This window comes from Streptomyces sp. NBC_01515 (assembly GCF_045040345.1).
Lineage (GTDB): Bacteria > Actinomycetota > Actinomycetes > Streptomycetales > Streptomycetaceae > Streptomyces.
The window spans coordinates 7,797,248-7,821,808 of record NZ_CP109416.1; the positions used below are offsets into that span (position 1 = coordinate 7,797,248).

The 24,561-nt window shown below is 70.4% G+C and carries 21 protein-coding genes; 18 read left to right on the forward strand and 3 right to left on the reverse strand.

All coding sequences use genetic code 11. The features are described 5' to 3' along the window. Positions 1-25 precede the first annotated feature (25 nt). The 6 genes from OG407_RS35375 to gatB all read left to right on the forward strand — a co-directional run bounded on the left by OG407_RS35375 (position 26) and on the right by gatB (position 4,585). Positions 26-397 (forward strand): DUF4267 domain-containing protein, encoded by a 372-nt coding sequence (locus OG407_RS35375; RefSeq protein WP_405863559.1) that lies wholly within the window; start codon positions 26-28, stop codon positions 395-397. 27 nt (positions 398-424) lie between these two features. After that, positions 425-919, forward strand: a complete 495-nt coding sequence (locus tag OG407_RS35380; RefSeq protein ID WP_405863561.1) for a cupin domain-containing protein — start codon at positions 425-427, stop codon at positions 917-919. A gap of 92 nt (positions 920-1,011) precedes the next feature. After that, complete coding sequence (gatC, locus tag OG407_RS35385; protein WP_007384860.1) at positions 1,012-1,308, forward strand: Asp-tRNA(Asn)/Glu-tRNA(Gln) amidotransferase subunit GatC; 297 nt, start codon at positions 1,012-1,014, stop codon at positions 1,306-1,308. A gap of 5 nt (positions 1,309-1,313) precedes the next feature. Then, positions 1,314-2,816 (forward strand): Asp-tRNA(Asn)/Glu-tRNA(Gln) amidotransferase subunit GatA, encoded by a 1,503-nt coding sequence (gatA, locus tag OG407_RS35390; RefSeq protein WP_365306827.1) that lies wholly within the window; start codon positions 1,314-1,316, stop codon positions 2,814-2,816. Next, the gene (locus OG407_RS35395) at positions 2,813-3,055 is read left to right on the forward strand and encodes a hypothetical protein (RefSeq protein WP_019058562.1); all 243 of its coding nucleotides are present in this window, start codon (positions 2,813-2,815) and stop codon (positions 3,053-3,055) included. Before gatA ends, OG407_RS35395 begins: the two co-directional genes overlap by 4 nt. 15 nt (positions 3,056-3,070) lie before the next feature. Next, the gene (gatB, locus tag OG407_RS35400; RefSeq protein ID WP_405863563.1) at positions 3,071-4,585 is read left to right on the forward strand and encodes an Asp-tRNA(Asn)/Glu-tRNA(Gln) amidotransferase subunit GatB; all 1,515 of its coding nucleotides are present in this window, start codon (positions 3,071-3,073) and stop codon (positions 4,583-4,585) included. A gap of 84 nt (positions 4,586-4,669) precedes the next feature. On the opposite strand, the gene OG407_RS35405 is transcribed toward gatB, so the two are convergent. Further along, entirely contained in the window at positions 4,670-5,458 is a 789-nt protein-coding gene (locus OG407_RS35405; RefSeq protein ID WP_405863565.1) for an SAM-dependent methyltransferase, read from the reverse strand. 117 nt (positions 5,459-5,575) lie between these two features. Between OG407_RS35405 and OG407_RS35410 the strand changes: the two genes are divergently transcribed. The 7 genes from OG407_RS35410 to OG407_RS35440 all read left to right on the forward strand — a co-directional run bounded on the left by OG407_RS35410 (position 5,576) and on the right by OG407_RS35440 (position 13,619). Then, a complete protein-coding gene (locus tag OG407_RS35410; protein WP_328678831.1) occupies positions 5,576-5,878 on the forward strand; it encodes a hypothetical protein in 303 nt (100 codons plus the stop codon). A gap of 218 nt (positions 5,879-6,096) precedes the next feature. After that, entirely contained in the window at positions 6,097-8,340 is a 2,244-nt protein-coding gene (locus OG407_RS35415) for an MMPL family transporter (RefSeq protein ID WP_405863567.1), read from the forward strand. After that, positions 8,318-8,893, forward strand: coding sequence for a GNAT family N-acetyltransferase (locus tag OG407_RS35420; RefSeq protein WP_405863569.1), 576 nt, complete (start codon positions 8,318-8,320; stop codon positions 8,891-8,893). The genes OG407_RS35415 and OG407_RS35420 overlap by 23 nt, the downstream gene beginning before the upstream one ends. Positions 8,894-8,928: 35 nt before the next feature. After that, positions 8,929-9,537, forward strand: coding sequence for a hypothetical protein (locus tag OG407_RS35425; protein WP_405863571.1), 609 nt, complete (start codon positions 8,929-8,931; stop codon positions 9,535-9,537). A 209-nt stretch (positions 9,538-9,746) separates the two neighbouring features. Then, on the forward strand, positions 9,747-9,941 hold the full coding sequence (locus tag OG407_RS35430) for a hypothetical protein (RefSeq protein ID WP_403587189.1): 195 nt from the start codon (positions 9,747-9,749) through the stop codon (positions 9,939-9,941). 113 nt (positions 9,942-10,054) lie between these two features. Beyond that, positions 10,055-13,153, forward strand: a complete 3,099-nt coding sequence (locus OG407_RS35435) for an AAA family ATPase (protein WP_405868788.1) — start codon at positions 10,055-10,057, stop codon at positions 13,151-13,153. Positions 13,154-13,199: 46 nt separating this feature from the next. After that, positions 13,200-13,619, forward strand: a complete 420-nt coding sequence (locus tag OG407_RS35440) for a DUF6191 domain-containing protein (protein ID WP_405868790.1) — start codon at positions 13,200-13,202, stop codon at positions 13,617-13,619. Positions 13,620-13,866: 247 nt separating this feature from the next. Here the strand turns inward: OG407_RS35440 and OG407_RS35445 are convergent, their stop codons facing one another. Then, the gene (locus OG407_RS35445) at positions 13,867-15,021 is read right to left on the reverse strand and encodes a PQQ-dependent sugar dehydrogenase (RefSeq protein ID WP_405868792.1); all 1,155 of its coding nucleotides are present in this window, start codon (positions 15,019-15,021) and stop codon (positions 13,867-13,869) included. A gap of 257 nt (positions 15,022-15,278) precedes the next feature. After that, a complete protein-coding gene (locus OG407_RS35450) occupies positions 15,279-16,277 on the reverse strand; it encodes an aldo/keto reductase (protein WP_405863573.1) in 999 nt (332 codons plus the stop codon). 76 nt (positions 16,278-16,353) lie between these two features. Here OG407_RS35450 and OG407_RS35455 point away from each other — a divergent pair, with 76 nt between their 5' ends. The 5 genes from OG407_RS35455 (at position 16,354) to ilvC (ending at position 24,540) form a co-directional block, all read left to right on the forward strand. After that, entirely contained in the window at positions 16,354-17,334 is a 981-nt protein-coding gene (locus OG407_RS35455; protein WP_405863575.1) for a 2-hydroxyacid dehydrogenase, read from the forward strand. Positions 17,335-17,781: 447 nt separating this feature from the next. Further along, positions 17,782-20,760 carry a putative bifunctional diguanylate cyclase/phosphodiesterase gene (locus OG407_RS35460; RefSeq protein WP_405863577.1) on the forward strand — a complete coding sequence of 993 codons (2,979 nt, stop codon included), beginning with the start codon at positions 17,782-17,784 and terminating at the stop codon, positions 20,758-20,760. Positions 20,761-21,003: 243 nt separating this feature from the next. Continuing rightward, entirely contained in the window at positions 21,004-22,851 is a 1,848-nt protein-coding gene (locus OG407_RS35465) for an acetolactate synthase large subunit (protein ID WP_403587200.1), read from the forward strand. A 20-nt stretch (positions 22,852-22,871) separates the two neighbouring features. Continuing rightward, positions 22,872-23,399 (forward strand): acetolactate synthase small subunit, encoded by a 528-nt coding sequence (ilvN, locus tag OG407_RS35470; RefSeq protein WP_033282732.1) that lies wholly within the window; start codon positions 22,872-22,874, stop codon positions 23,397-23,399. Between the two features lie 142 nt (positions 23,400-23,541). Next, positions 23,542-24,540 (forward strand): ketol-acid reductoisomerase, encoded by a 999-nt coding sequence (gene ilvC / locus OG407_RS35475; protein WP_405863580.1) that lies wholly within the window; start codon positions 23,542-23,544, stop codon positions 24,538-24,540. Positions 24,541-24,561 lie beyond the last annotated feature (21 nt).

The window sequence follows — 24,561 nt, forward strand, 5'->3', positions numbered from 1 at the left end:
AGAAAACGAGACGAGGAGAAGTGGCATGACCATCACCGCGTACACCCTGGCGATCGTGCTGGACCTGTTCTGTCTGTTCCTCGGCTATCGGTTCCTGTTCCAGCCGGCCTCCGCCGCGACCGGTTACGGAGTCCCGGCCGATCCCGCCGGCGACGCCGGTGCCTACCTCGCGATCAAGGGCCTCAGGGACGGCACGTTGGGCGTGGTGGGCCTTGCCCTGCTGGTCTTCGCCGGGGTGCATGCCGAGGCGTGGTTCATGCTCTGCGTGGCGCTCGTCCCGCTCGGCGACACCCTGATAGTGCTGCGCAACGGCGGCGCGAAGGCCGTTGCGTACGGGATCCACTTCGCCACGGCGATCGTTGTACTCGTCAGTGCCGTCCTGCTGTTCCTCAGCTGAATCCGCCGTATCCGAAGGGGACCCGAAATGTCGTTGCTCGTACCGAAGTTCGACGAGTCCGTGATCGTCCGTGATGCCGAGGCCGAGGTGGTGGGCCGGGCGCCGACCACCGTGAAGCTGCTGGCGGACAGCAGTGCGACCGGCGGTGCGCTGTCCACCCAGCGCGTCACCCTCAGCGGGGGAGCCGACGGCGCCAAACCGCACTGGCACGACAACTCCGCCGAGATGTTCTTCCTGCTCGACGGCGCCGCCCAGATCCTCTCCGGCGACCAGGTCGTCACCGCCGGACCAGGTGACCTGATCGTCGTCCCGCCCGGCCTGCCCCACGCCTTCGCCGCCGCGCCCGGCACCGACGCCGACCTCCTCATCGTCATCACGCCCGGCGTAGAACGCTTCGAGTACTTCCGTCACCTGCAGCGCATCGCCCTCGGAGAGGTCGGCCCGGAGAGCCTCCTGGAGGTGCAGGAGCTGTACGACAACCACTTCACGAAGAGCGCGGTGTGGGACGCGAGAGGCCGGTGATCGGGGTCCCGGAGAAACCGTTTAACGGCTGAGGGCCCCCGCCCCATAGGATTGGCGCCAAACCACACACACTCACCCCAGAGGAACGCTGCATGCCTGGCATCACGCGCGAGGAGGTCGCCCACCTCGCCCGGCTGGCGCGTCTGGAGCTGAAGCCCGAAGAGCTCGAACACTTCGCGGGACAGCTGGACGACATCATCGGCGCGGTCGCCCGCGTCAGCGAGGTCGCCGACCAAGACGTACCGCCGACCTCCCACCCGCTGCCCCTGACGAACGTCATGCGCGCGGACGAGGTCCGTCCCTCGCTCACCCCCGAGCAGGCGCTCTCCGGCGCCCCGGCCCAGGAGCAGCAGCGTTTCAAGGTGCCGCAGATCCTGGGGGAGGACTAACCACCATGACGGACCACAGCAGCATCATCCGGCTCACCGCCGCCGAGATCGCCGCGAACATCGCGTCCGGCGTGCTCACGGCCGTCGAGGTCACCGAGGCCCACCTCGCCCGGATCGAGGAGGTCGACGCGAAGGTGCACGCCTTCCTGCACGTCGACCGCGAGGGTGCCCTCGCGCAGGCCCGCGCCGTCGACGAGAAGCGGGCCCGGGGCGAGCAGCTCGGCCCCCTGGCCGGTGTTCCGCTCGCGCTGAAGGACATCTTCACCACCGAGGGCATCCCGACCACGGTCGGCTCCAAGATCCTCGAAGGCTGGATCCCGCCGTACGACGCGACCGTCACCAAGCGGCTGAAGGCCGCCGACGTCGTCATCCTCGGCAAGACCAACATGGACGAGTTCGCCATGGGGTCGAGCACCGAGAACAGCGCCTACGGGCCGACCGGCAACCCCTGGGACCTCACCAAGATCCCCGGCGGCTCCGGTGGCGGTTCCTCCGCCGCGCTCGCCTCCTTCCAGTCGCCGCTCGCGATCGGCACCGACACCGGCGGTTCCATCCGCCAGCCGGCCGCCGTCACCGGCACGGTCGGCGTCAAGCCGACGTACGGCGCGGTCTCCCGCTACGGCATGGTCGCCTTCTCGTCCTCCCTCGACCAGGGCGGGCCCTGCGCCCGTACGGTCCTGGACGCGGCGCTCCTGCACGAGGCCATCGCCGGACACGACCCGCTCGACTCCACGTCGATCGACGCCCCGGTCCCGCCGGTCGTCGAGGCCGCGCGCAACGGCAGCGTGCAGGGCATGCGCGTCGGCGTCGTCAAGCAGTTCCGCGGCGAGGGCTACCAGGCCGGCGTCATCCAGCGCTTCGACGAGGCCGTCGAGGTCCTGAAGGAACTGGGCGCCGAGATCGTCGAGCTGGACTGCCCGTCCTTCGACCTCGCCCTGTCGGCGTACTACTTGATCGCGCCCTCCGAGTGTTCGTCGAACCTGGCCCGTTTCGACGGCCTGCGCTACGGCCTCCGCGTCGGCGACGACGGCACCCACTCGGCCGAAGAGGTCACCTCGATCACCCGTGAGGCGGGCTTCGGCCCCGAGGTGAAGCGCCGCATCATGCTCGGGACGTACGCGCTCAGTTCCGGCTACTACGACGCGTACTACGGCAGCGCCCAGAAGGTCCGTACGCTCATCACCCGCGACTTCGAGAAGTCGTTCGAGAGCGTCGACGTGATCGTGTCGCCGACGACGCCGACCACCGCCTTCCCGATCGGCGAGCGCGCCGACGACCCGATGGCGATGTACCTCGCGGACCTGTGCACCATCCCGACCAACCTGGCGGGCAACTCGGCCATGTCGCTGCCCTGCGGTCTCGCGCCGGAGGACGGTCTCCCGGTCGGGCTGCAGATCATCGCCCCGGCGCTGAAGGACGACCGGCTTTACAAGGTCGGCGCCGCCGTCGAGGCCGCCTTCGTGGAAAAGTGGGGCCACCCGCTGCTTGAGGAGGCACCGTCGCTGTGAGCAATGCACTGTCGAAGGCCAAGGGCTTCAAGAAGTCCAAGTCCGGCACGTACGTGTCGATGGCCACCACCGCGTTCGGCGCGCTGGGTGTCGCCAAGCAGATCAAGAAGGCGCGCACCGAGCACGACACGCTCCGTCTGATCGACGCCACGGTGTCCGCCGTCGCGCTCGTCACCGGCTTCGCCATCCTGTACCGCGAGCTGAAGCGGCTGGGCGACGACGACGTCCTGCTGGGCTGAGAGGGAAAGTTCACCGTGACCACCACGACCGACCTGGAGTCGTACGAGGACGCGCTGGCGTCGTACGACCCCGTCATGGGCCTTGAGGTCCATGTCGAACTCGGCACCAAGACCAAGATGTTCTGCGGCTGTTCGACCGAGCTGGGCGCCGAACCGAACTCGCAGACCTGCCCGACCTGCCTCGGCATGCCCGGCGCGCTCCCGGTCGTCAACGCGATCGGCGTCGAGTCCGCGATCAGGATCGGCCTCGCGCTGAACTGCGAGATCGCCGAGTGGTGCCGCTTCGCCCGGAAGAACTACTTCTATCCGGACATGCCGAAGAACTTCCAGACCTCCCAGTACGACGAGCCGATCGCCTTCAACGGCTACCTCGACGTACAGCTGGAGGACGGCGAGACCTTCCGGGTGCAGATCGAACGCGCCCACATGGAGGAGGACACCGGCAAGTCGCTGCACGTCGGCGGCGCGACGGGCCGTATCCACGGCGCCTCGCACTCGCTGCTCGACTACAACCGCGCCGGTATCCCGCTCATCGAGATCGTCACCAAGCCGATCGAGGGTGCGGGCGAGCGTGCTCCCGAGGTCGCCAAGGCGTACGTCGCCGAGCTGCGCGAGCTGATCCGGGCGCTCGGTGTGTCGGAAGCCCGCATGGAGCAGGGGCAGATGCGCTGCGACGTCAACCTGTCGCTGCGTCCGCACGGCCGCGAGAAGTTCGGCACCCGGAGCGAGACGAAGAACGTCAACTCGCTGCGTTCCGTGGAGCGTGCCGCCCGTTACGAGATCCAGCGCCATGCCGCGGTGCTGAACTCCGGCGGCACGATCATCCAGGAGACCCGCCACTTCCACGAGGACACCGGGTCGACGACCTCGGGCCGCGTGAAGGAGGAGGCGGAGGACTACCGGTACTTCCCGGAGCCGGACCTGGTGCCGGTGGCCCCCTCGCGCGCGTGGGTCGAGGAGATCCGCGCCGAGCTGCCCGAGCAGCCGCTGGCCCGCCGCAACCGGCTGAGCGAGGAGTGGGGGATCACCGCGTTCGACATGCAGTCGATCCTCAACGCCGGTGCCATCGACCCGATCGTCGCCACGATCGACGCCGGTGCGGACTCGGCCTCCGCGCGCAAGTGGTGGATGGGTGAACTCGCCCGCAGCGCCAACGAGTCCGGCAAGGCGCTCGACGAGCTGCCCATCACGCCGGAGCAGGTCGCCCGGGTCACCGCGCTGGTCACCGCCGGCGAACTGAACGACAAGCTGGCCCGCCAGGTCATCGAAGGCGTCCTCGCCGGCGAGGGCACCCCGGACGAGGTCGTCGAGAAGCGCGGCCTGAAGGTCGTCTCCGACGACGGCGCCCTCACCACCGCCGTCCAGGACGCCATCACCGGCAACCCGGGCATCGCCGACAAGATCCGCGGCGGCAAGGTGGCGGCGGCCGGCGCGCTGGTAGGCGCCGTCATGAAGGCCACCCGAGGCCAGGCCGACGCGGCCCGCGTCAAGGAGCTGATCCTGGAGCAACTCGGCGTCAGCGAAGGCTGATACGGCCGTAGGAAATCAGCCGTAGGAAGTCAACAGCCCTGGGGGGATGCATCGGTTGCGATGCATCCCCCCAGGTGTGTCACTTCACAGGCGGCGCCCCACGACGCGTGTGAAGCCGATCAGATGGTCCACGTCGGCGTGCACCAACTCCACCGACGTGCGCGCCATGCCCGCCATGAACTCGCTCGGGCTCTCCTCGGCACACACCTCGCTCCACAGCAGCCAGTCGCGCCATCCATCGGCCAGCCAGTCGGCCGTCTCGACCTCCACGGCTCTGCCGCGAGTCCAGTGCCTGCGCCACCAGGCGGGGGAGTGGAACGCCCAGAAGCCCGGGTCTCCTTCCCAGTACTGCTTCAGATGCTCCGGGGCCTCGTCGCCCGCCAGTTCCTCCCGCAGCGCGGGCATCACGACGCCGATCCGGCCACCCGGCTTCAACAGCCTTGTCAGGGTGGGCAGATAGAGGTCGGCCGTGCCGAAGTACTGGTAGGCGTCGATCGACACGATCGCGTCGAACGTGCCGTCCCCGAAGGGGAGATCGTGCGCCTCCACATGCAGGGGGAGCACCCGGTCCGCGACACCCGCCTCGGCGATCCGCACGGCGTTCTCCTCGGGTTTCACCCACAGGTCGGCGGCGGTGACCTGGACGTCGTACTCCTTGGCGAGGAAGACGGAGGTCATGGCGCGCCCGCAGCCCAGGTCCAGGACACGGGCGCCCGGGCGCAGGGTGTCCAGGCCGAGGGTCGGGGCCAGCCATTCCAGCAGCCACAGGGCATGCGGGCCCATCTGGTTCTCGATGGTCCAGCGGGCGTCGTAGCCGCTGCTGCGGGGGTAGCGGGGGTGGGTCAGGCGGGCGGTCAGGTCGGTGTCCGGCATCGGTGAACGGTGTCCTCCGGTTCTGCGTAGGTTGCTGTGAGGAAGCAACGAGATTGTGGAGGACGTCGGTTGGCCGCGCACCAGGTTTCTCAGGCGGAGGCGCTACAGTCGCCCGCCATGGACGGACGCGGAGATTCCGAGATATCCGAAGTGCAGGATTTCGGGGATCCGGCACTGGACGCACGGCGGGCCCGGTGGACGGCCGCGCTGACCGGTGCCGTGCTGGCCCTCGCGGGGGTGGCCGCCGCGGTGTTGCGGGCGAGCGGGGCCGGGCCGGTGCTCGTTCCGGCCGCCTATGCGGTGGGCGCCGCGGTGTGTGCGCTCGCGTCCGTGCTCGGGTCCAGGGGGCGTACCAGGCGGGCGCTCTGGCTGTTGGTCGTCGGGGCGATGGTGATGGCGCTGGGGGACCAGTTCGACTGAGCCGACGGTCAACGTGGCAGCCGGGGCTACAGAGTTGCCGTTACTGTCCTGTGATCTGGCTCCCACTCCCGTGATTCAGCGCATGAACGTCATGAACGATCATTTTCTGCTGCAAGAGTGGGCCCCGTATTGCTCATGCGTTCTTTGCGGGCTGTTCATCCCTTGAACCAGGATTCCCGGTCAAAGATCCACAATTCGCCTTCCCCGGGAGCACGTTCGTGGCAGCCCTTGCCCGCTGGTGTGTTCGGCACCGCCTCGTCGCCGTCCTGTTGTGGCTCGTCGCGTTCGGCGGGGTCACCGCGGCCGCCGCCGTCACCGGCTCGGCGTACTCGAACGACTACGAGGCCCACGGCACCGAGTCGGGTCGTGCGACCCAGTTGCTCAAGGAGGGGTTTCCGGGCCTCGGCGGCGACAGCGACACCGTTGTCTGGCGCACCTCACCCGGCTCCGTCCGCGCCGCCGCCGTCGAACAGACCATGACCCGCGCCCTGGACAGGATCGCCGACCTGCCCGGAGTCGCCTCCGTCGTCAGTCCGTACGACGGACAGGGCACGGGCCGGATCAGCGCCGACGGACGCACCGCCTACGCCACCGTCACCTTCGCGCACCAGGCCGAGGACATCGACAAGTCCGAGGCGCAGGCGGTTGTCCGCGCCGCCAAGGATGCCCAGACCGCCGGGCTCCAGGTCGAGTTGGGCGGCAGCGCCATCGCGCTCACCGAGGCGTCCAGCGGGCACACCGCCGAGATCGTCGGGGTCGCCGTCGCCGCCCTCGTGCTGTTCCTCGCCTTCGGGTCGCTCGCCGCCTCGCTGCTGCCCATCGGCACCGCCCTGGTGAGCGTCGGCACCGCGTACGGGGCGATCGTGCTGCTCGGGCACGCCATGACCGTCGCCGACTTCGCGCCCATGCTCGGCATGCTGATCGGGCTCGGCGTCGGCATCGACTACGCCCTGTTCATCGTGACCCGGCACCGGCGCGGGCTGAAACGCGGCCTGTCCGTCACCGAGGCGGTCACCAACGCGGTCGTCACCACCGGACGCGCGGTCGTCTTCGCCGGCGCCACGGTGTGCATCGCCCTCCTGGGGATGCTGATCCTGCGCCTCGGCTTCCTCAACGGGGTCGCGATCGCCGCCTCGTCGACCGTGGTGCTCACCGTCGCGGCCTCCGTGACGCTTCTCCCGGCCCTGCTGTCCTTCATCGGCCCCCGCGCCCTCAGCCGCCGCGAACGACGCCGACTGGCCGAGCACGGGCCCCAGCCGGAGCTCCCCACCGGCCTCGCCGCCCGCTGGTCCGCGTTCGTCGAGCGGCGGCCCAAACTGCTCGGCACCCTCGCCCTGATCGTCATGGCCGTCCTCGCCCTGCCCACCCTCGGCCTCCACCTGGGCACCTCCGACCAGGGCAACGACCCCAGGTCGTCGACCACCCGCCAGGCCTACGACCTCCTCGCGGCCGGCTTGGGACCCGGCGTCAACGGCCCCCTCACCCTCGTCACCAAGATCGACGGTGCCGAGGACAAGCTCACCCTCGACAACCTCGACGCCACCCTCCGCACCACCGAGGGCATCGCCTCCGTGACCCCGGTGACCTACGACGCCGGCGGCTCCACCGGGTACTTCAGCGTCGTACCGGACTCGGCACCGCAGTCGCGGAGGACCAGCGACCTCGTCGACCGGCTGCGCACCGAGGTGCTGCCCAGGGCCGAGACCGGCACCTCGCTCGACATCCACGTGGGTGGCGTGACGGCGAGCTACGACGACTTCGCCGACGTGATCGTCGGCAAGCTCCCGCTGTTCGTCGGGGTCGTCATCTCGCTCGGCTGTGTGCTGCTCCTGCTCGCCTTCCGCTCGATCGGCATCCCGCTCAAGGCCGCCGCGATGAACGTCGCCGCCGTGGCCGCCGCCTTCGGGGTCGTCGTCGCGATCTTCCAGTGGGGCTGGGGGAGCGAGTTCCTCGGCCTGGGACGCGCCGGACCGATAGAGCCCTTCCTCCCCGTGATCATGGTGTCGGTCCTTTTCGGGCTCTCCATGGACTACCAGGTCTTCCTGGTGAGCCGGATGTACGAGGAATGGCTGGAAACCGGCGACAACCGCCGTGCCGTCCGCGTCGGCCTCGCCGAGACCAGCCGGGTGATCAACTCGGCCGCCGTCATCATGATCTCGGTCTTCCTCGCCTTCGTGCTCAGCGGCGACCGCGTGATCGCCATGTTCGGCATCGCGCTGGCCTCCGCCGTCGCCCTGGACGCGTTCGTCCTGCGCACCCTCCTGGTGCCGGCCCTCATGCACCTCCTGCGCGGCGCCAACTGGTGGCTGCCCCGCGGCCTCGACCGCGTCCTGCCCCGCATCAGCATCGAGCCCCCCGAGTGCCGCGCCGCCCATGAGAGGCTGGCCGCCGCGACGGACGCCGAGGTGGCGGACGTCCTGGCGAAGGAGCAGGAGCAGGATGTACGCGATATCCCTGGGTGACGACGGAGCCGAACTGCGTCCCCTGGAGCCGTGGCACGCCGAGGAGTTCCTCGCGCACCTGGACCGCGGCCGGGAGTTCATCGGCCGGTTCATCGCCTTCGGGTCCAAGGAAACGGACGTCGACTCCGCGCGGGCCATGCTCCAGCGCTACGCCGACCTCCGCGCCGCCGACAGCGCGTCCCTGCACGGCATCTGGCTGGACGGCAAGCTCGTCGGCGGGGTCCTCTTCCTGAACTTCCACGCCGACCAGGGCAACTGCGAGGTCGGCTGCTGGCTGGAACCCGCCGCCGCCGGGCGCGGGCTGATCACCCGGGCGATACGGATTCTCATCGACTTCGCGGTCGAACAGCGCGGCATCCACCGCGTCGAATGGCACGCCGCCGCGGGCAATGAGAAGAGCCTGAATGTTGCCCGCCGCATGGGCATGACCAGGGACGCGGTCCTGCGCGAGTCCCACCCCTACGGGGGGCAAAGGCATGACATAGAGGTGTGGTCCGTGCTCGCCCCCGAGTGGCGCGAGGCACGCGCGCGTGCGCAACACAGCGATCTTTAAGGAACTTCTCAGACTTCACCCCTACCGTGCGCATCATGGGTACCAAGACTGTTGACGAGGCCGCGAACGAGGCCACCGAGGTGAAGAGCGACGCGGAGACCGTCGATGTCACCAAGACCGACGAGGAAGTGACCGAGCCGGACACCGCGAACACCGAGGCCGAAGCCGCCGAGGACGAGGACGACCTCTCCGAGGAGGAGTACGCGGCCGAGCTCGCGAAGCTCCGGCTGGAGCACCCCGAGGAGGGTCCCTCCGGCGTCGGCCAGGGCGCAGCCGCCGTGGTCTCCGCCGCGCTCGGCTTCATCTCGCTCTCCGGCGGCTGGATCGGCTCCGTCGCCGCCGCCCGCGAGACCCTCGTGGGCCAGCTCCACACCGCCTCGACCGCGAGCGTGTCCACCCAGATCAAGGAGGTCTACGGCGACGCCTGGCACACCACCGCGCTCTGGGCCGGCATCTTCGCCCTGGTCGGCGCCCTCGTGGGTGTCGCGGCCCTGATCCGGCCCGCGTTCGGCACCCCGGGCAAGCCGCAGGCCACCTGGATCAAGTCGGTCGCCTGGGCGGGCATCGCACTCGGTGTCGTAGGACTGCTCCTGGCCGTCCTGAAGTACACCGACGTCCTGCTCAGCCTGCCGTCGGCCACCTGACGGCCGGGCCGTTCCACCGCACGTAACCAGGGGTCTTAGGGCCTCCGTAAGCACCTTACGGAGGCCCTAAGACCCCTTACGCATGTCTAAGGCCCGCTCGGCCCCGCAAGATGCGGAACTCTCCCGATGTGGCGGACCCCCCTTGGAGACGAAGGTTGAGGCATCGCAACAAGCGAAGCCGAAGAACCGCCTCCATCAAGGGACTTGAGATGTACGAGTTCGAACTCCACCAGATCCGTTCCGCCGAACTGCGCCGGCAGGCCGCCAACGAGCGGCTGGCCCGCGAGGCCGTGCGCGGCGCCCGCGCCGCCCGCCGCGAGCAGGCCCGTCAGGCCCGCCAGGCCGCCGAGGGGGAGGTGCATACCCAGCGCCCCCGCAGGCACCTGTTCGCCCGCGCGTCGTGACCGTCCGGGCCCGGGAGGACGGCCGTACGGCGCCCGCCCGGCAGGCTCGCGGGGCGCTCCTCCCCGCGGCCGTCCTCCCGAAAACCGGTGCCGCGTTGTCAGACCCGCGTGACATGCTCGCAGGCGTGGAGACCAGGTCCGTCAGTCCGGTCTTCGTCGGCCGCGCCGACGAACTGGACACGCTGAACGATGCGCTCGCCCGCGCCGCCGCGGGCGAGCCGCAGGCGTTGCTGCTGGGCGGCGAGGCGGGCGTCGGCAAGACCCGGCTGGTCGAGGAGTTCGCCACCGCCGCCTGCCGCCGGGGTGCCGTCGTCGCGCTCGGCGGCTGTGTCGAGATCGGCGCGGACGGACTGCCCTTCGCCCCGTTCTCCACCGCCCTGCGCGCGCTGCGCCGCGAACTGCCCGACGAGCTGTCCGCCGCTGCCGCCGGCCAGGAGGAGGAACTCGCCCGGCTCCTCCCGGAGTTGGCGGAAGCGGCCACCTTCCAGCGGGCCGGCCGGCACGACGAGGAGGGCATGGCCCGCCTCTTCGAACTCACCGCGCGCCTCCTGGAGCGCGTCACCGCCGACCGCACGGTCGTCGTTGCCCTGGAGGACCTGCACTGGGCCGACGCCTCCACCCGCCACCTCCTCGCCTACCTCTTCCGCACCCTGCGCACCGGCCGCCTCGTCGTCCTGGCCACCTACCGCGCCGACGACATCCACCGCCGCCACCCGCTGCGCCCCCTGCTCGCCGAACTCGACCGGCTCCGCACGGTCCGCCGGATCGAACTGGGCCGCTTCAACCGGGAGGAGGTGGGCCGTCAGATCGCCGGCATCCACGCCGCCGAACCCGACCCGGCCCAGGTCGACGAGATCTTCGAACGCTCCGACGGCAACGCCTTCTTCGTCGAGGAACTCGCCGTCGCCGCCCACGACGGCTGCCGCGGCAACCTCACCGACTCCCTGCGCGACCTGCTCCTCGTCCGCGTCGAGTCGCTGCCCGAGAGCGCCCAGCGGGTCGCCCGGATCGTCGCCGAGGGTGGCTCCACCGTCGAGTACCGGCTGCTCGCCGCCGTCGCCCGGCTCACCGAGGACGACCTCATCGAGGCGCTGCGGGCCGCCGTCGGCGCCAACATCCTCCAGGCGGCGCCCGGCGACGACGGCTACCGCTTCCGCCACTCCCTGGTCCGCGAGGCCGTCGGCGACGACCTGCTGCCCGGCGAGCGCTCCCGCATCAACCGCCGCTACGCCGAGGTCCTGGAGGCCGACCCGACCCTCGTCCCGGCCGACCAGCGCGTCATGCGCCTGGCGAGCTACTGGTACCACGCCCACGACGCCGCCAAGGCCCTCCCCGCCGTCCTGGACGCCTCCGTGGCCGCCCGCGGCCGGCACGCCCACTCCGAGCAACTACGGCTCCTGGAGCGGGCGATGGAGCTGTGGGACACCGTCCCCGACGCCGTACGCGCCGGACTGCGCCCCGTCGACTACACCGAGGTGTACCCGCCCTGCGGCTGCGACCCGGAGACCACACCCCTGCGCTACCTCGACCTGATGGCGGAGGCCGCCGTCGCCGGGCGGCTGAGCGGGGAGCGCGAGCGCGCCCTGAAGATCACCAAGCGGGCCCTGCACCTCCTGGAGGACGAGGGCGACCCGCTGCGGGCCGCCTGGTTCTGGGTGCAGCGCTCCGTCCTGGTCCGGTCCCAGGCCCGTGGGGACGGCTGGCCGGAACTCGCCGCCGCGCAGGAGCTGGTCCGCGGACTGCCGCCCTCCGAGGTGCACGCGGAGGTCCTCGCCAAGGTCGCCGGCTGGTCCATGGTCCACGTCCCGGGCCCCGACGCCTACGTGGCCGCCGAGCGCGCGGTCGAGTACGCGCGCATGGTCGGCGCCCGCGAGATCGAGATGGACGCCCGCCTCACCCTGGCCGGCCTCATGGTCGCCTCCGGCGACGTCGAGGGAGGTCTCGCCGAACTGGTCGAGGTGAACGAACGCACGGTCGCCGAGGGCATCTCCGTCGTCGCCGGCCGCAGCTATGTGAACCTCCCCTCCTCCCTCCAGACCGTCGGCCGCTCCCGCGAGGCCGTGCCCATCCTGGAGACGGGGCTCGCCTTCGCCAAGAAGTTCGGCCAGTTCGACAAAGAGGCCTGGATCTGGGGAAACCTCGCCGAATCCCTGTTCTCCCTGGGCCGTTGGGACGAGGCCGCCGAGGCCGCGACCAAGTCGGAGCGCGTGGACCAGAGCGCCAAACCCCGGGGCTTCCACGCCCGGATCCGCGCCGAACTCGCGCTCGCCCGCGGCGAGCTGCCCGAGGCCCGTCGCCAACTGGCCGCCGCCCGCGAGCACTTCGGCACCCACGACGTCGCCCCCCAGCACCATCTGCCCCTGGAGCGGATCGAACTCCAGGTCGCCACCGCCGAAGGCCGCCTCCTCGACGCCCGCGCCACCCTCGAACTCGTCCTGGACTCCGACTTCCTCCCCGGCACGTACTTCGAGGTCTGGCCCCTGCTGGTCACCGCGGCCGTCGCCGAGACCCAGGCCGTCGGCCTGCCCGTCGCCGACCCCGGCCGCCCCAAGATCCTCGAACGCATCCGGAAGGCCGCCAAGCCGGTCCCCACCAACGTCCCTGTCTGGCAGGCCCACGAACGCTGGCTCCGCGCCGAACTCCTGCACGCCGAGGGCCGCTCCACCCCGGACGACTGGTCCGAGGCGGTCGCCGCCTTCGAATGCCTCGACCGCCCCTACGACCTCGCCCGCGTCCGGCACCGCCTCGCCGAGGCGCTGCTGTCCGCCCCCGGCGGGGGTGACGACGAGCGGGACCGCGCGACGGAACTGCTCCGCCTGTCAGCCGCCGTCGCCGACCACCTCGGCGCCCGCCCGCTCGCCGACTCCGTCGCGCTGCTCGCCCAGCGGGCCCGGCTGACCCTCACGAAGGCCCCGGAACGGCGAGGGGTTTCCTCCGACCCCGCCGACCCCGTCGAGGCGCTCGGCCTCACCAGTCGCGAGCGGGACGTCCTGCGGCTGGTCTCCGCCGGCCGCACCAACCGGCAGATCGCCGAGGAACTCTTCATCTCCCCGAAGACCGCGAGCGTCCACGTCTCGAACATCCTCGGCAAGCTCGGCGTCTCGGGCCGGGGAGAGGCGGCGGCCGTCGCCCACCGGCTGGAGCTGTTCCCGCCCCACCCGCCCTACCCGCCCCACCCGTCAGACCCGCTCACCGCGCGCTCCGCGCGATGAGTCGTACGCTGGAGGGGACCGGCACAGGGGAGGCGCCGTGTTCAACATGTTCGAGGAGTTGTTCTCACCGGGCCGCAAACACACCCAGGACGAGGCCAACCGGCTTGAGCTGACCAGGGTCGACGTCGCGGACGGAGACCCCGGGCGCGGGCCGATAGACCTGGAGTCCGGGAGGGTTGTGGTGCGGCTACGGGAATCGGGGACGGAAGCCGAGTCGGTGGCCGAGCCTGGTTCGGGCGCCGAATTCGATTCTGGCCCTGATGCCGGTTCCGGTTCGGGAACCGATCCTGGTCCTGATGCTGGTGCCGAATCCGGTCCCGGTTCCGAAGCCGGTTCCGGCGCCGGGCCCGATCCCGGGTTCGCTGCCGATCCCGGATCTGAACCTGATTTCGGCCCCCGTCCCGCTGACGAAGCCGATTCCGGCCCCGAGACCGGTTCCGGTACTGGGCCCGCGTCCGGTTCCTGACGCCGCTCCAGAGCCTGGTCCCGGTCCCGAGTCAGCTTCCAGGTCCGCTCCGGAATCCGAGTACGAGGCCGCTCCCGATCCTGGGTCCGCTCCCGCTTCCGCTCCCGGGTCTGTGCCGGAGTCCGAGCCCGTGCCGCTCCCGACCCCGAGGCCGCTCTGTTGCCCGGGCCTGCTGAGCTGAGGCCCGGGTCGCCCGGATCCGCCCCGTCGCCCGGGTCCACCTCGCCCGGTTCCGCCCCACCCGGACCTACGTCACCTGAATCTCCAGGATCCGGTCGTCGCCCGGCTTGGGCGTGCCCCGGCCGTCCGTGTTGCTGGTGATGAGCCACAGCTTGTCGTCGCCGGCCGAGACCACCGTGCGCAGGCGGCCGTACTCGCCGGTGAGGAAGGCCTGTGGGGCGGCGGATGTCTTCGTGCCGTTCAGGGGGATGCGCCACAGGCGTTGGCCCTTGAGGCCCGCCATCCATATGGAGCCCTTGGCGTAGGCGATGCCGCTGGGGGAGGCGTCGTCGGTGTGCCACTGGGTGATCGGGTTGTGGTACTTGGGGTTGTTCCCCTTGCCTTCCGCGTTCGGCCAGCCGTAGTCGTCGCCCGGTGTGATCGCGTTCAGCTCGTCCCAGGTGTCCTGGCCGAACTCCGAGGCGAACAGGCGCTGCTTGGAGTCCCAGGCGAGGCCCTGCACATTGCGGTGGCCGTAGGTGTACACCGGCGAGTCCGGGAACGGGTTGCCCGGCGCCGGGTCGCCCTCCGGGGTGAGCCGCAGGATCTTGCCGCCGAGGGACTTCTTGTCCTGCGCGAGGCCTCGCTGACCGCTCTCGCCCGTACCCGCGTACAGCATGCCGTCCGGGCCGAAGGCGATGCGCCCGCCGTTGTGGATGTAGCCCTTGGGGATGCCCTTGAAGATGGTGTCGGGCGCGCCCAGCTGCTCACCGGCCGGCTTCTTCTCGTCGTACAGGACGCGGACGATGCGGTTGTCCGAGGCCGAGGTGAAGTACGCGTAGATCATGTGGTCCGAGGCGTAGTCCGGGGAGAGCGCGATGCCGAGGAGACCGCCCTCGCCGGCCGGGGAGACCCCGGACACCTTGCCCAACTCGGTCTTCTTGCCGGTCTTCTCGTCGACCCGGGTGATCGTGCCGTCGTCGCGCGAGGACACGAGCAGGTTCCCGTCAGGCAGCGGGGCCAGACCCCAGGGCGTCTTCAGCCCCTCGGTGACGGTACGCAGCACCTTCACGGTGCCCTTCGCGGGCGGGGTCTGCTCGGCGGCCTGCGCGGAGGGCGAGGCGCCCGTACCCGTACCGGTACTGCCGGGCGACGCACTCGTACCGTCGCCCGGAGATCCTCCCCCGTCGGAGGAGCAGCCCGCCGTCAGCAGGAGTGCGGTCACGGCCAGGGCGGCCGACACGACTCGACGTTGCACGATCAGGTCCTTTCGACGGGCGGGCACTCACCAGTGGGTACGGCGGGTTCTCGCGGCGGGCTCACGGCCGGGCCCTGCGGCTGGTTCTACTTTTCATACACCGCTCGCGCCACCCGGGTTCCCGATCACCGCCCACCGACGCACGATCGAGCCGTCGGGGCCGGAGAGCCGGGGCGCCGGTCGGTCCCAATCCCCGGAACCGGTACGGCTGCCGGCCTCGAAGCCGGAGAAGCCCCCGCCCCTCAATCCCAAGACCCCAACGCCCCCGGCAACCCCGCCACCTCCGCAAGATCCTCCGACGTCAACCGCAACCCCGCCGCCCCCGCGTTCTCCACCACCCACCGCTCCCGCTTCGTGCCCGGTACCGGCACCACATGCGCCCCCTGCGCGAGCACCCACGCCAGGGCGACCTGGGCCGGGGTCACCTCCGGACCGTGGCGGCGGGCGACCCGGCGCAGGCCGGCGACGATCGGCTGGTTCGCGGCGGTCATCTCGGCGGTGAAGCGGGGGTGGCGGGCGCGGACGTCGTCCGGTTCGAAGCCCTCGCCCGGGGTGAGGGTGCCGGTGAGGAAGCCGTTGCCCAGGGGCATCGCGGCCAGGAAGCCGACGCCTCGGGCCGTGCACCACGGCAGCAGCGCGTCCAGGGCCTCGGACGACCACACCGACAACTCCGCCTGTACCGCCGTCACCGGGAACACCTGCTGTACGCGCTGGAGTTGGCGGATCGTTCCGTCATGGAGGCGTGCCCCGGGGCGGCGGGCGGAGCGGGCGCCCACCGCGCACATGCCCAACGCCCGTACTTTTCCGGCCTGTACGAGATCCGCCATCGCGCCCCAGGTCTCCTCGACGGGGATCTCGGGGTCGGCGCGGTGCAGTTGGTAGAGGTCGATCACGTCCGTCTGGAGGCGGCGCAGTGACGCGTCGCACGCTCGTCTGACGTAGCCGGGGCGGCCGTTGGCCACGATGTGCTGTTCGCCGACCAGCAGGCCGACCTTGGTCGACACGAACGCGTCCGCGCGCCGCTCCTTCAACACCCGCCCCAGCAACAGCTCGTTGGTGAACGGGCCGTACATGTCGGCGGTGTCCAGCAGCGTCACCCCGAGATCGAGCGCCCGGTGCACGGCCCTGACCGACTCGTCGCCCCGCCGCCGCGACCCGCTGTAGGCCCAGTGCATCGGCATGCAGCCGAGTCCGACGGCCCCCATCGCGAGCGCCCCCGCGCCGATCGTCCTGCGCTCCACCTGCTCGTGACCTTCCTTCTTCTCGCACCCCAACCTAACCTCTACGCGCGCGTGGCCCTGACATAGCCTCCTGACCATGACTGTCGACGTGTGGCTGCCCATCCCGCCGGAGGAGATCGAGGGGCTCCCCGAGGGGCCCAACTACCTGTTCTGGGACGGGGGTGAGGACGGCGATCAGGCGTTCCCCGGTGATCCCGCGGACTGCGTCCTATACGTAGTGCCGTACATGAAGCGTCAGCCCGTGAAGACGCGGCCCCTGGAGCGGATGCGGAAGCTGCAGGTCATCCAGACGCTCACCGCCGGCATCGACGACATGACCGCGAGCCTCTCGTCCATCGTCCCCGGGGTGCGGCTCTGCAACGCGCGCGGAGTGCACGAGGCGAGCACCGCCGAGCTTGCGCTCGCCCTGACGCTCGCGTCGTTGCGCGGTATCCCGGGGTTCGTGCGGGCGCAGCAACAGGAGCACTGGCAGGGGGACTTCCACCCGGCGCTCGCCGACCGGTCCGTCCTCATCGTCGGCTACGGGGCCATCGGTTCCGCCATCGAGGACCGGCTCACTCCCTTCGAGCTCGCGCGGGTGGCGCGGGTGGCGCGCTCCGCGCGTGCCACCGCGCGCGGGCCGGTGCATCCACTCGCCGAACTGCCCGCCCTGCTCCCGGAAGCGGACGTCGTCATCCTGTCCACGCCCCTGAACGAGACCACCCGGCACCTCGTCGACGCCGAGTTCCTGGCCCGGATGAAGGACGGGGCGCTGCTGGTCAACGTGGCCCGCGGTCCCGTCGTCGACACCAAGGCGCTGCTCGCGGAGCTCGAAAGCGGGCGTATCACCGCCGCGTTGGACGTCACCGACCCCGAACCGCTGCCCCAGGGGCACCCGTTGTGGCACGCGCCCGGCGTGCTGATCAGTCCTCATGTCGGCGGGCCCACCTCGGCGTTCCTGCCGCGCGCGAAGCGTCTGGTCGCCGACCAGTTGGGACGGTTCGTGAACCGGGAGCCCTTGCGGAACGTGATCCTTACGACAGGCGAGAGGGTCGAGACGGGAAAGTCGGGGAACTAGCCCCAACAGACGGGCAATCCACTTCCGGGCACCCTCCGCAACCTTTCGGAAGCGGGGCGTGCGCGCATCTCCGCTGGTCGTTACGGAGCGTAGAGAGACTATGTCCCTGAGTGACGAGACTGGTGTATCGTCCCGGCAGGGGCTGCGCCGCGCACCGTTCGGCGCCGGGGATGGACATTTCAGACTGTGAGGGGGGCGACGGGCGATGCACGGCCTATGGACGAGCGATCCGACGCGGCGGGGCCGCCGACGGCGACCCTGGCGCACCGCCGCGCGCAGCCGCGGCCACCACGCCGACCACTGCGGTCACGGCGGTCATGGCGGCCGCGGCGGACATCACAGCAGCCACAGCCATCACCACCGCAGGCCCAACAGCCGCCGCAGGCACGCTCATCCAGCGCACCGGGGCCCGCGGGACCCGGGAGCGACGCGGACCGGGAGGGCCCGGTGAGTTCGCCACCGTCTCCGACGACCACCCTCAACGGGGCGCTCCGGGACCGGACTTCACCCGGGGCGCGGCAGCCACGCCCGCCGGCGACCGGCGGAAAATGGAGCCTGGTCCAGCAACTCGTCCTGGCCCTGGTGTGCGCGGGATACGCCGTCGGTTCCGCGCTCGACTGGGGGTCCGCCCAACTCGCCCTGGTCATGGGCGACTTCGGGCTCAGCGCGGCAGCCGGTACCGCCGCCGTCTCGTGCTTCCTCTACGCGCGAAGCCGCCGTATCCGCTTTCGACCCGCCTGGCTGCTGTTCTCGCTCTCCTCGGCGATGGCGGCGCTGGGCAACGGAGTCTGGGGGTGGTACGAGGTCGTGCTGGAGCGGCCCGTGCCCAGCCCCAGTTTCGCCGATCTGTTCTTCCTGTGCTTCGCGCCGCCCGCCATCGTCGGGCTCCTCGTCCTCGCCAAGAGGCCTGTCACCAAGGCCGGTTGGGTCTGTCTGGCGCTGGACGCCTGGCTGATCGGGGGCTCGCTCCTCACGCTGTCCTGGAGCCTCGCGCTGGCCCAGGCAGCCAAGTTCGACGGGCCGAGCGTGGCCCACACCGCGCTGTCGCTGGCGTACCCGCTGCTCGACATCATCCTCGTCAGCATGGTGCTCGCGCTGCACTTCCGGCGCTCCTCGGTCAACCGCACCGCGGTGAACACCGCGATCGGCGCGCTGGCCCTGACGGTGATGTGCGACGCCCTGTTCACCTCGCCGCTGCTCCACAACAACTACCACTCGGGCCAGTTGCTCGACGCGGGCTGGTTCGCCGGCTCGCTGCTCCTCGCCTACGCCCCCTGGGCCGCGCCCCGGCACACCCAGCCCGAGGACGACGGGCACACGCGCGTGGTGCACGAACACCGGCCCGGACAGCGCAGCGGCGTCCAGCCGCAGGCCGCGGCACCCGGCGCCGATCACGGACGGTATCCGGCGACCCGGCCCATCGCGGGTTCGCTGGCCGCGCTCACCCCGTATCTCGCCGCCGCCGTCTGCACGTTGGGGATTCTCTACAACGTGCTCAACGGCCGCAGCCCCGACCGCGTGGTGCTCATCACCGCGGGCTGCGTGGTGCTCGCCCTCGTGGTGCGCCAGGGCATCATGCTGCTCGACAACATCACCCTCACCCAGGAGCTGGCGCAGAAGGAGAACCACTTCCGCTCCCTGGTGCAGGGCTCCAGCGACGTCATCATGATCGCCGCCCCGAACGGCATCCTCCGCTACGTCTCCCCGGCCGCCGCCGGTGTCTACGGCAAGGCCGCGGAGGATCTGGTCGGGACCGAACTGGCCTCGATCATCCACCCGGAGGACCTCGGCTGCGTGGTGCACGAGGTGCGCCGCTTCCTCACCGCCAGCCCCTTCGAGGAGTCCACCACCCGCATCGAGTGCCGCTTCCGCTCCGGCGACGACGGCTGGCTGAACGTCGAGTCGACGGTCAACCGCCACCACGGCGGCCTCATCTTCAACAGCCGGGACGTGACCGAACGGGTGCGCCTCCAGGCGCAGTTGCAGCACAACGCCGAGCACGACCCGCTCACCGACCTGCCCAACCGCGCCCTGTTCACCAAGCGCGTCCAGCAGGCCCTGTCCGGCCGCCGCTCCACCGACCGCGGCACGGCGGTCCTCTTCATCGACCTCGACGGCTTCAAGGCCGTCAACGACACCATCGGCCACCAGGCCGGCGACGAACTCCTCATCCAGGCCGCCCGCAGACTCGACGGCGCCGTCCGGCACGGGGACACCGCGTCCCGGCTCGGCGGCGACGAGTTCGCGGCCCTGATCGTCGGCGACGGCACCCGGGACCGTGCCGCCCGCGAGCGGCACATCATGGAGCTGGCCGACCGCCTGCGCATCACCCTGTCCCAGCCGTACCTCATCGACGGCAACGATGTCCGGGTCGCCGCCTCCATCGGCGTCGCCTTCGCCGAACCGGGCCTGGGCGCGGGGGAGTTGCTGCGCAACGCGGACCTCGCGATGTACCGCGCCAAGGGCGCCGGCAAGGGTCGCGTCGAGCTGTACGCCCCGCAGATGCAGCAGGACGTCGTACGGAAGGCGGAGCTGGCCACGCGGCTGCGGGCGGCGCTGCACGACGGGGAGTTCGCGCTGCTGCACCAGCCCGTGGTGTCGCTGGTGGACGGCCGGATCGCGTCGGTGTCCACGCAGGCGCGCTGGCGGTCCTCGCAGGGCGTGCTGTTCACGCCGGCCGAGTTCCTGCGGGTGGCCGAGGACAGCGACAAGACCGCCGAGCTGGGGCGCTGGATGCTGGAGGAGGCCGTAGAGCAGGCCGCCGAGCGCACGGCGACCGGGCTCGCCGTGTCCGTCGCTGTGCGGATAAGTGCCCGGCGGCTGCTGGACAAGTCGATGCCGCTCGGCTCGATCGAGGCCCTGCTGACCCGGCACGGGCTGCCGTCCGGGTCGCTGGTGATCGAGCTGTCCGACACCGACCCGAGGATCTCCCTGGACGAGCTGGAGCGCCGTCTGACCGCCCTCAGGCGCCTCGGCGTCCGGATCGCCCTCGACGGCTTCGGCAGCGGCTACGCGGCCATCACGACGCTCCGGCGGCTCCCCGTCGACGTACTGAAACTGGACCGCAGTCTGGTCGAGGGCGTCGTCGAGTCCGCGCGGCTGCACAAGATCACCAGCGGGCTGCTGCGGATCGCCTGCGATCTCGGGCTGCAGTCCGTCGCCGACGGCGTCGATCTGCCCGAACAGGTGGTCGCCCTGCGCGCGATGGGCTGCACGCACGGGCAGGGCATGGCCTTCTCCGCGCCGCTGGACGAGTACCGGCTGCGCCGGGCCCTCTCGCGCGGTCACTATCCGGTGCCGCACGGCCCGGCCGAGCCCGCGTTCGCGGGGGGTGGCCTGGGGGTGTACACCAGTGGTGTGCCCGCGGTTTTCGGTGGCGGAACGGCCCTCCGTTCACATAATGAGACTCCCGTCCCACCCACTTGACAGTCGGTGCGTGCCGGGGGGAGGGTCAATGCCATGCGCACCCGAATTCTCGTACTTGGAAAGCGCGTCGGCTGAAGCTGGTGACGTCCGGACGGACCCGGAACTCCCAGCGACCGCACCCGGCGCGCTCCCCTCGCTTGCCTCACGGCACGAGGGGTTTTTTGTTGCACAGGATCCAGTCGTGCAGCAGCAGAACCCCGCACAAACCTCGCAAAAACCCTCAGCATCGAGAAGAGAATGACGATGACCGAGCAGGCCACCGGGGCCCATCCGCAGCCGCGGCCCCGATCCGGAGGACAGCAGTCCGCCCCCGAGCACGTCACGGGCGCGCAGTCCCTCATCCGCTCTCTTGAGGAAGTCGGGGCCGACACGGTATTCGGCATCCCCGGGGGCACCATCCTGCCGGCGTACGACCCGCTGATGGACTCCACGCGGGTGCGCCACGTGCTGGTCCGCCACGAGCAGGGCGCCGGCCACGCGGCCACCGGATACGCGCAGGCCACCGGCAAGGTCGGGGTGTGCATGGCGACCTCCGGGCCGGGCGCCACCAACCTGGTCACCCCCATCGCGGACGCGAACATGGACTCCGTGCCGCTGGTCGCGATCACCGGGCAGGTCGTGTCCGCCGCGATCGGCACGGACGCCTTCCAGGAGGCGGACATCGTCGGCATCACCATGCCGATCACCAAGCACAGCTTCCTGGTCACCAAGGCGGAGGACATCCCCCGGGCGATCGCGCAGGCGTTCCACATCGCCTCCACCGGCCGTCCGGGCCCGGTCCTGGTCGACATCCCCAAGGACATCCTCCAGGCGAAGACCACCTTCTCCTGGCCGCCGGTCATGGACCTGCCCGGCTACCGCCCGGTGACCAAGCCGCACGCCAAGCAGATCCGCGAGGCCGCCAAGCTGATCACCGCCGCGAAGCGGCCCGTCCTCTACGTCGGCGGCGGTGTCCTCAAGGCACACGCCACCGCCGAACTGAAGGTCCTCGCAGAACTCACCGGAGCGCCCGTCACCACCACCCTGATGGCGCTCGGCGCATTCCCCGACAGTCACGAGCTGCACGTGGGAATGCCGGGCATGCACGGCGCGGTCACCGCCGTCACCGCGTTGCAGAAGGCCGACCTGATCGTCGCCCTCGGAGCCCGCTTCGACGACCGCGTCACCGGCAAGCTGGACAGCTTCGCCCCGTACGCCAAGATCGTCCACGCCGACATCGACCCGGCCGAGATCGGCAAGAACCGCACCGCCGACGTGCCGATCGTCGGGGACGCCCGCGAGGTCATCGCCGACCTCGTGCAGGCCGTCCAGAAGGAGCACAGCGAGGGTCACACCGGCGACTACAGCGCCTGGTGGAAGGACCTCAACCGCTGGCGCGAGACCTACCCGCTCGGCTACGAGCAGCCCGACAACGGCTCGCTCTCCCCGCAGCAGGTCATCGAGCGCATCGGCCAACTCGCCCCGGAGAACACCATCTTCGCGGCGGGCGTCGGCCAGCACCAGATGTGGGCCGCGCACTACATCCAGTACGAGAAGCCCGCGACCTGGCTCAACTCCGGCGGCGCCGGGACCATGGGCTACGCGGTCCCGGCCGCGATGGGCGCCAAGGCCGGGGCGCCGGACCAGACGGTCTGGGCGATCGACGGCGACGGCTGCTTCCAGATGACCAACCAGGAACTCACCACCTGCGCGCTCAACAACATCCCGATCAAGGTCGCCATCATCAACAACGGCGCTCTCGGCATGGTCCGCCAGTGGCAGACCCTGTTCTACAACCAGCGCTACTCCAACACCGTGCTGCACAGCGGCCCGGAGGCGGACGGCAAGCAGCCGAGCGCCGGCACGCGCGTCCCCGACTTCGTCAAGTTGTCGGAGGCGATGGGCTGTTACGCGATCCGCTGCGAGTCCCCCGACGACCTGGACAAGGTCATCGAGGAGGCGAACTCGATCAACGACCGCCCCGTCGTGGTCGACTTCATCGTCCACGAGGACGCCATGGTGTGGCCGATGGTCGCCGCCGGCACCTCGAACGACGAGGTCATGTTCGCCCGGGACGTCCGCCCCGACTTCGGCGACAACGAAGACGACTGAGCGAGAGAGACGAACGAGAAATGTCCAAGCACACGCTCTCCGTCCTGGTGGAGAACAAGCCAGGTGTCCTCGCCCGGATCACCGCCCTGTTCTCCCGGCGCGGCTTCAACATCGACTCCCTCGCGGTCGGTGTCACCGAGCACCCCGACATCTCCCGCATCACGATCGTGGTGAACGTGATCGAGGCACTCCCGCTCGAACAGGTCACCAAGCAGCTCAACAAGCTCGTCAACGTGCTGAAGATCGTCGAGCTGGAGGCGGGTTCCGCGGTTCAGCGCGAACTCGTTCTGGTGAAGGTGCGCGCCGACAACGAGACGCGCTCCCAGATCGTCGAGATCGTCCAGCTGTTCCGCGCCAAGACCGTCGACGTCTCCCCGGAGGCCGTCACCATCGAGGCGACCGGCTCCAGCGACAAGCTGTCCGCCATGCTCAAGATGCTGGAGCCGTACGGCATCAAGGAGCTGGTCCAGTCCGGCACGATCGCCATCGGCCGCGGCGCCCGCTCCATCACCGACCGCTCGCTGCGCGCGCTCGACCGGTCCGCGTAACCGTCGTAGAAGACTCGTCTACGACCGGAATGCGGGCGCCCGACAGCTGCCGGCCGCCCGCATTCCGAGACCCGGAAACTTCCCCTCCCGCCGCCGTCATACGGTGGGACGCAACACCTGCACACCAAGGAGAGAACCCAAAGTGGCCGAGCTGTTCTACGACGCCGACGCCGACCTGTCCATCATCCAGGGCCGCAAGGTCGCGGTCATCGGCTACGGCAGCCAGGGCCACGCCCACGCGCTGTCGCTCCGTGACTCCGGCGTCGACGTGCGCGTCGGTCTGCACGAGGGCTCCAAGTCCAAGGCGAAGGCCGAGGAGCAGGGCCTGCGCGTGGTGACCCCGGCCGAGGCCGCCGCCGAGGCCGACGTCATCATGATCCTCGTGCCGGACCCGATCCAGGCCCAGGTCTACGAGGAGTCCATCAAGGACAACCTCAACGACGGCGACGCGCTGTTCTTCGGCCACGGCCTGAACATCCGCTTCGACTTCATCAAGCCGCCGGCCGGCGTCGACGTCTGCATGGTCGCCCCCAAGGGCCCGGGCCACCTCGTCCGCCGCCAGTACGAGGAGGGCCGCGGCGTTCCGTGTATCGCGGCCGTCGAGCAGGACGCGACCGGCAACGGCTTCGCGCTCGCGCTGTCGTACGCGAAGGGCATCGGCGGCACCCGCGCCGGCGTCATCAAGACGACCTTCACCGAGGAGACCGAGACCGACCTGTTCGGTGAGCAGGCCGTTCTCTGCGGTGGTACGGCCGCGCTGGTCAAGGCCGGTTTCGAGACGCTGACCGAGGCCGGTTACCAGCCCGAGATCGCGTACTTCGAGTGCCTGCACGAGCTGAAGCTCATCGTCGACCTCATGTACGAGGGCGGCCTGGAGAAGATGCGCTGGTCCATCTCCGAGACCGCGGAGTGGGGCGACTACGTCACCGGCCCGCGCATCATCACGGACGAGACCAAGGCCACGATGAAGCAGGTCCTCGCCGAGATCCAGGACGGCACCTTCGCCCGTGAGTGGATGGCCGAGTACCACGGTGGCCTGAAGAAGTACAACGAGTACAAGCAGAAGGACGCCGAGTCCCTGCTGGAGACGACCGGCAAGCAGCTCCGCAAGCTGATGAGCTGGGTCGACGAAGAGGCGTAAGTCCTGCGGCAGAGGGGCTGG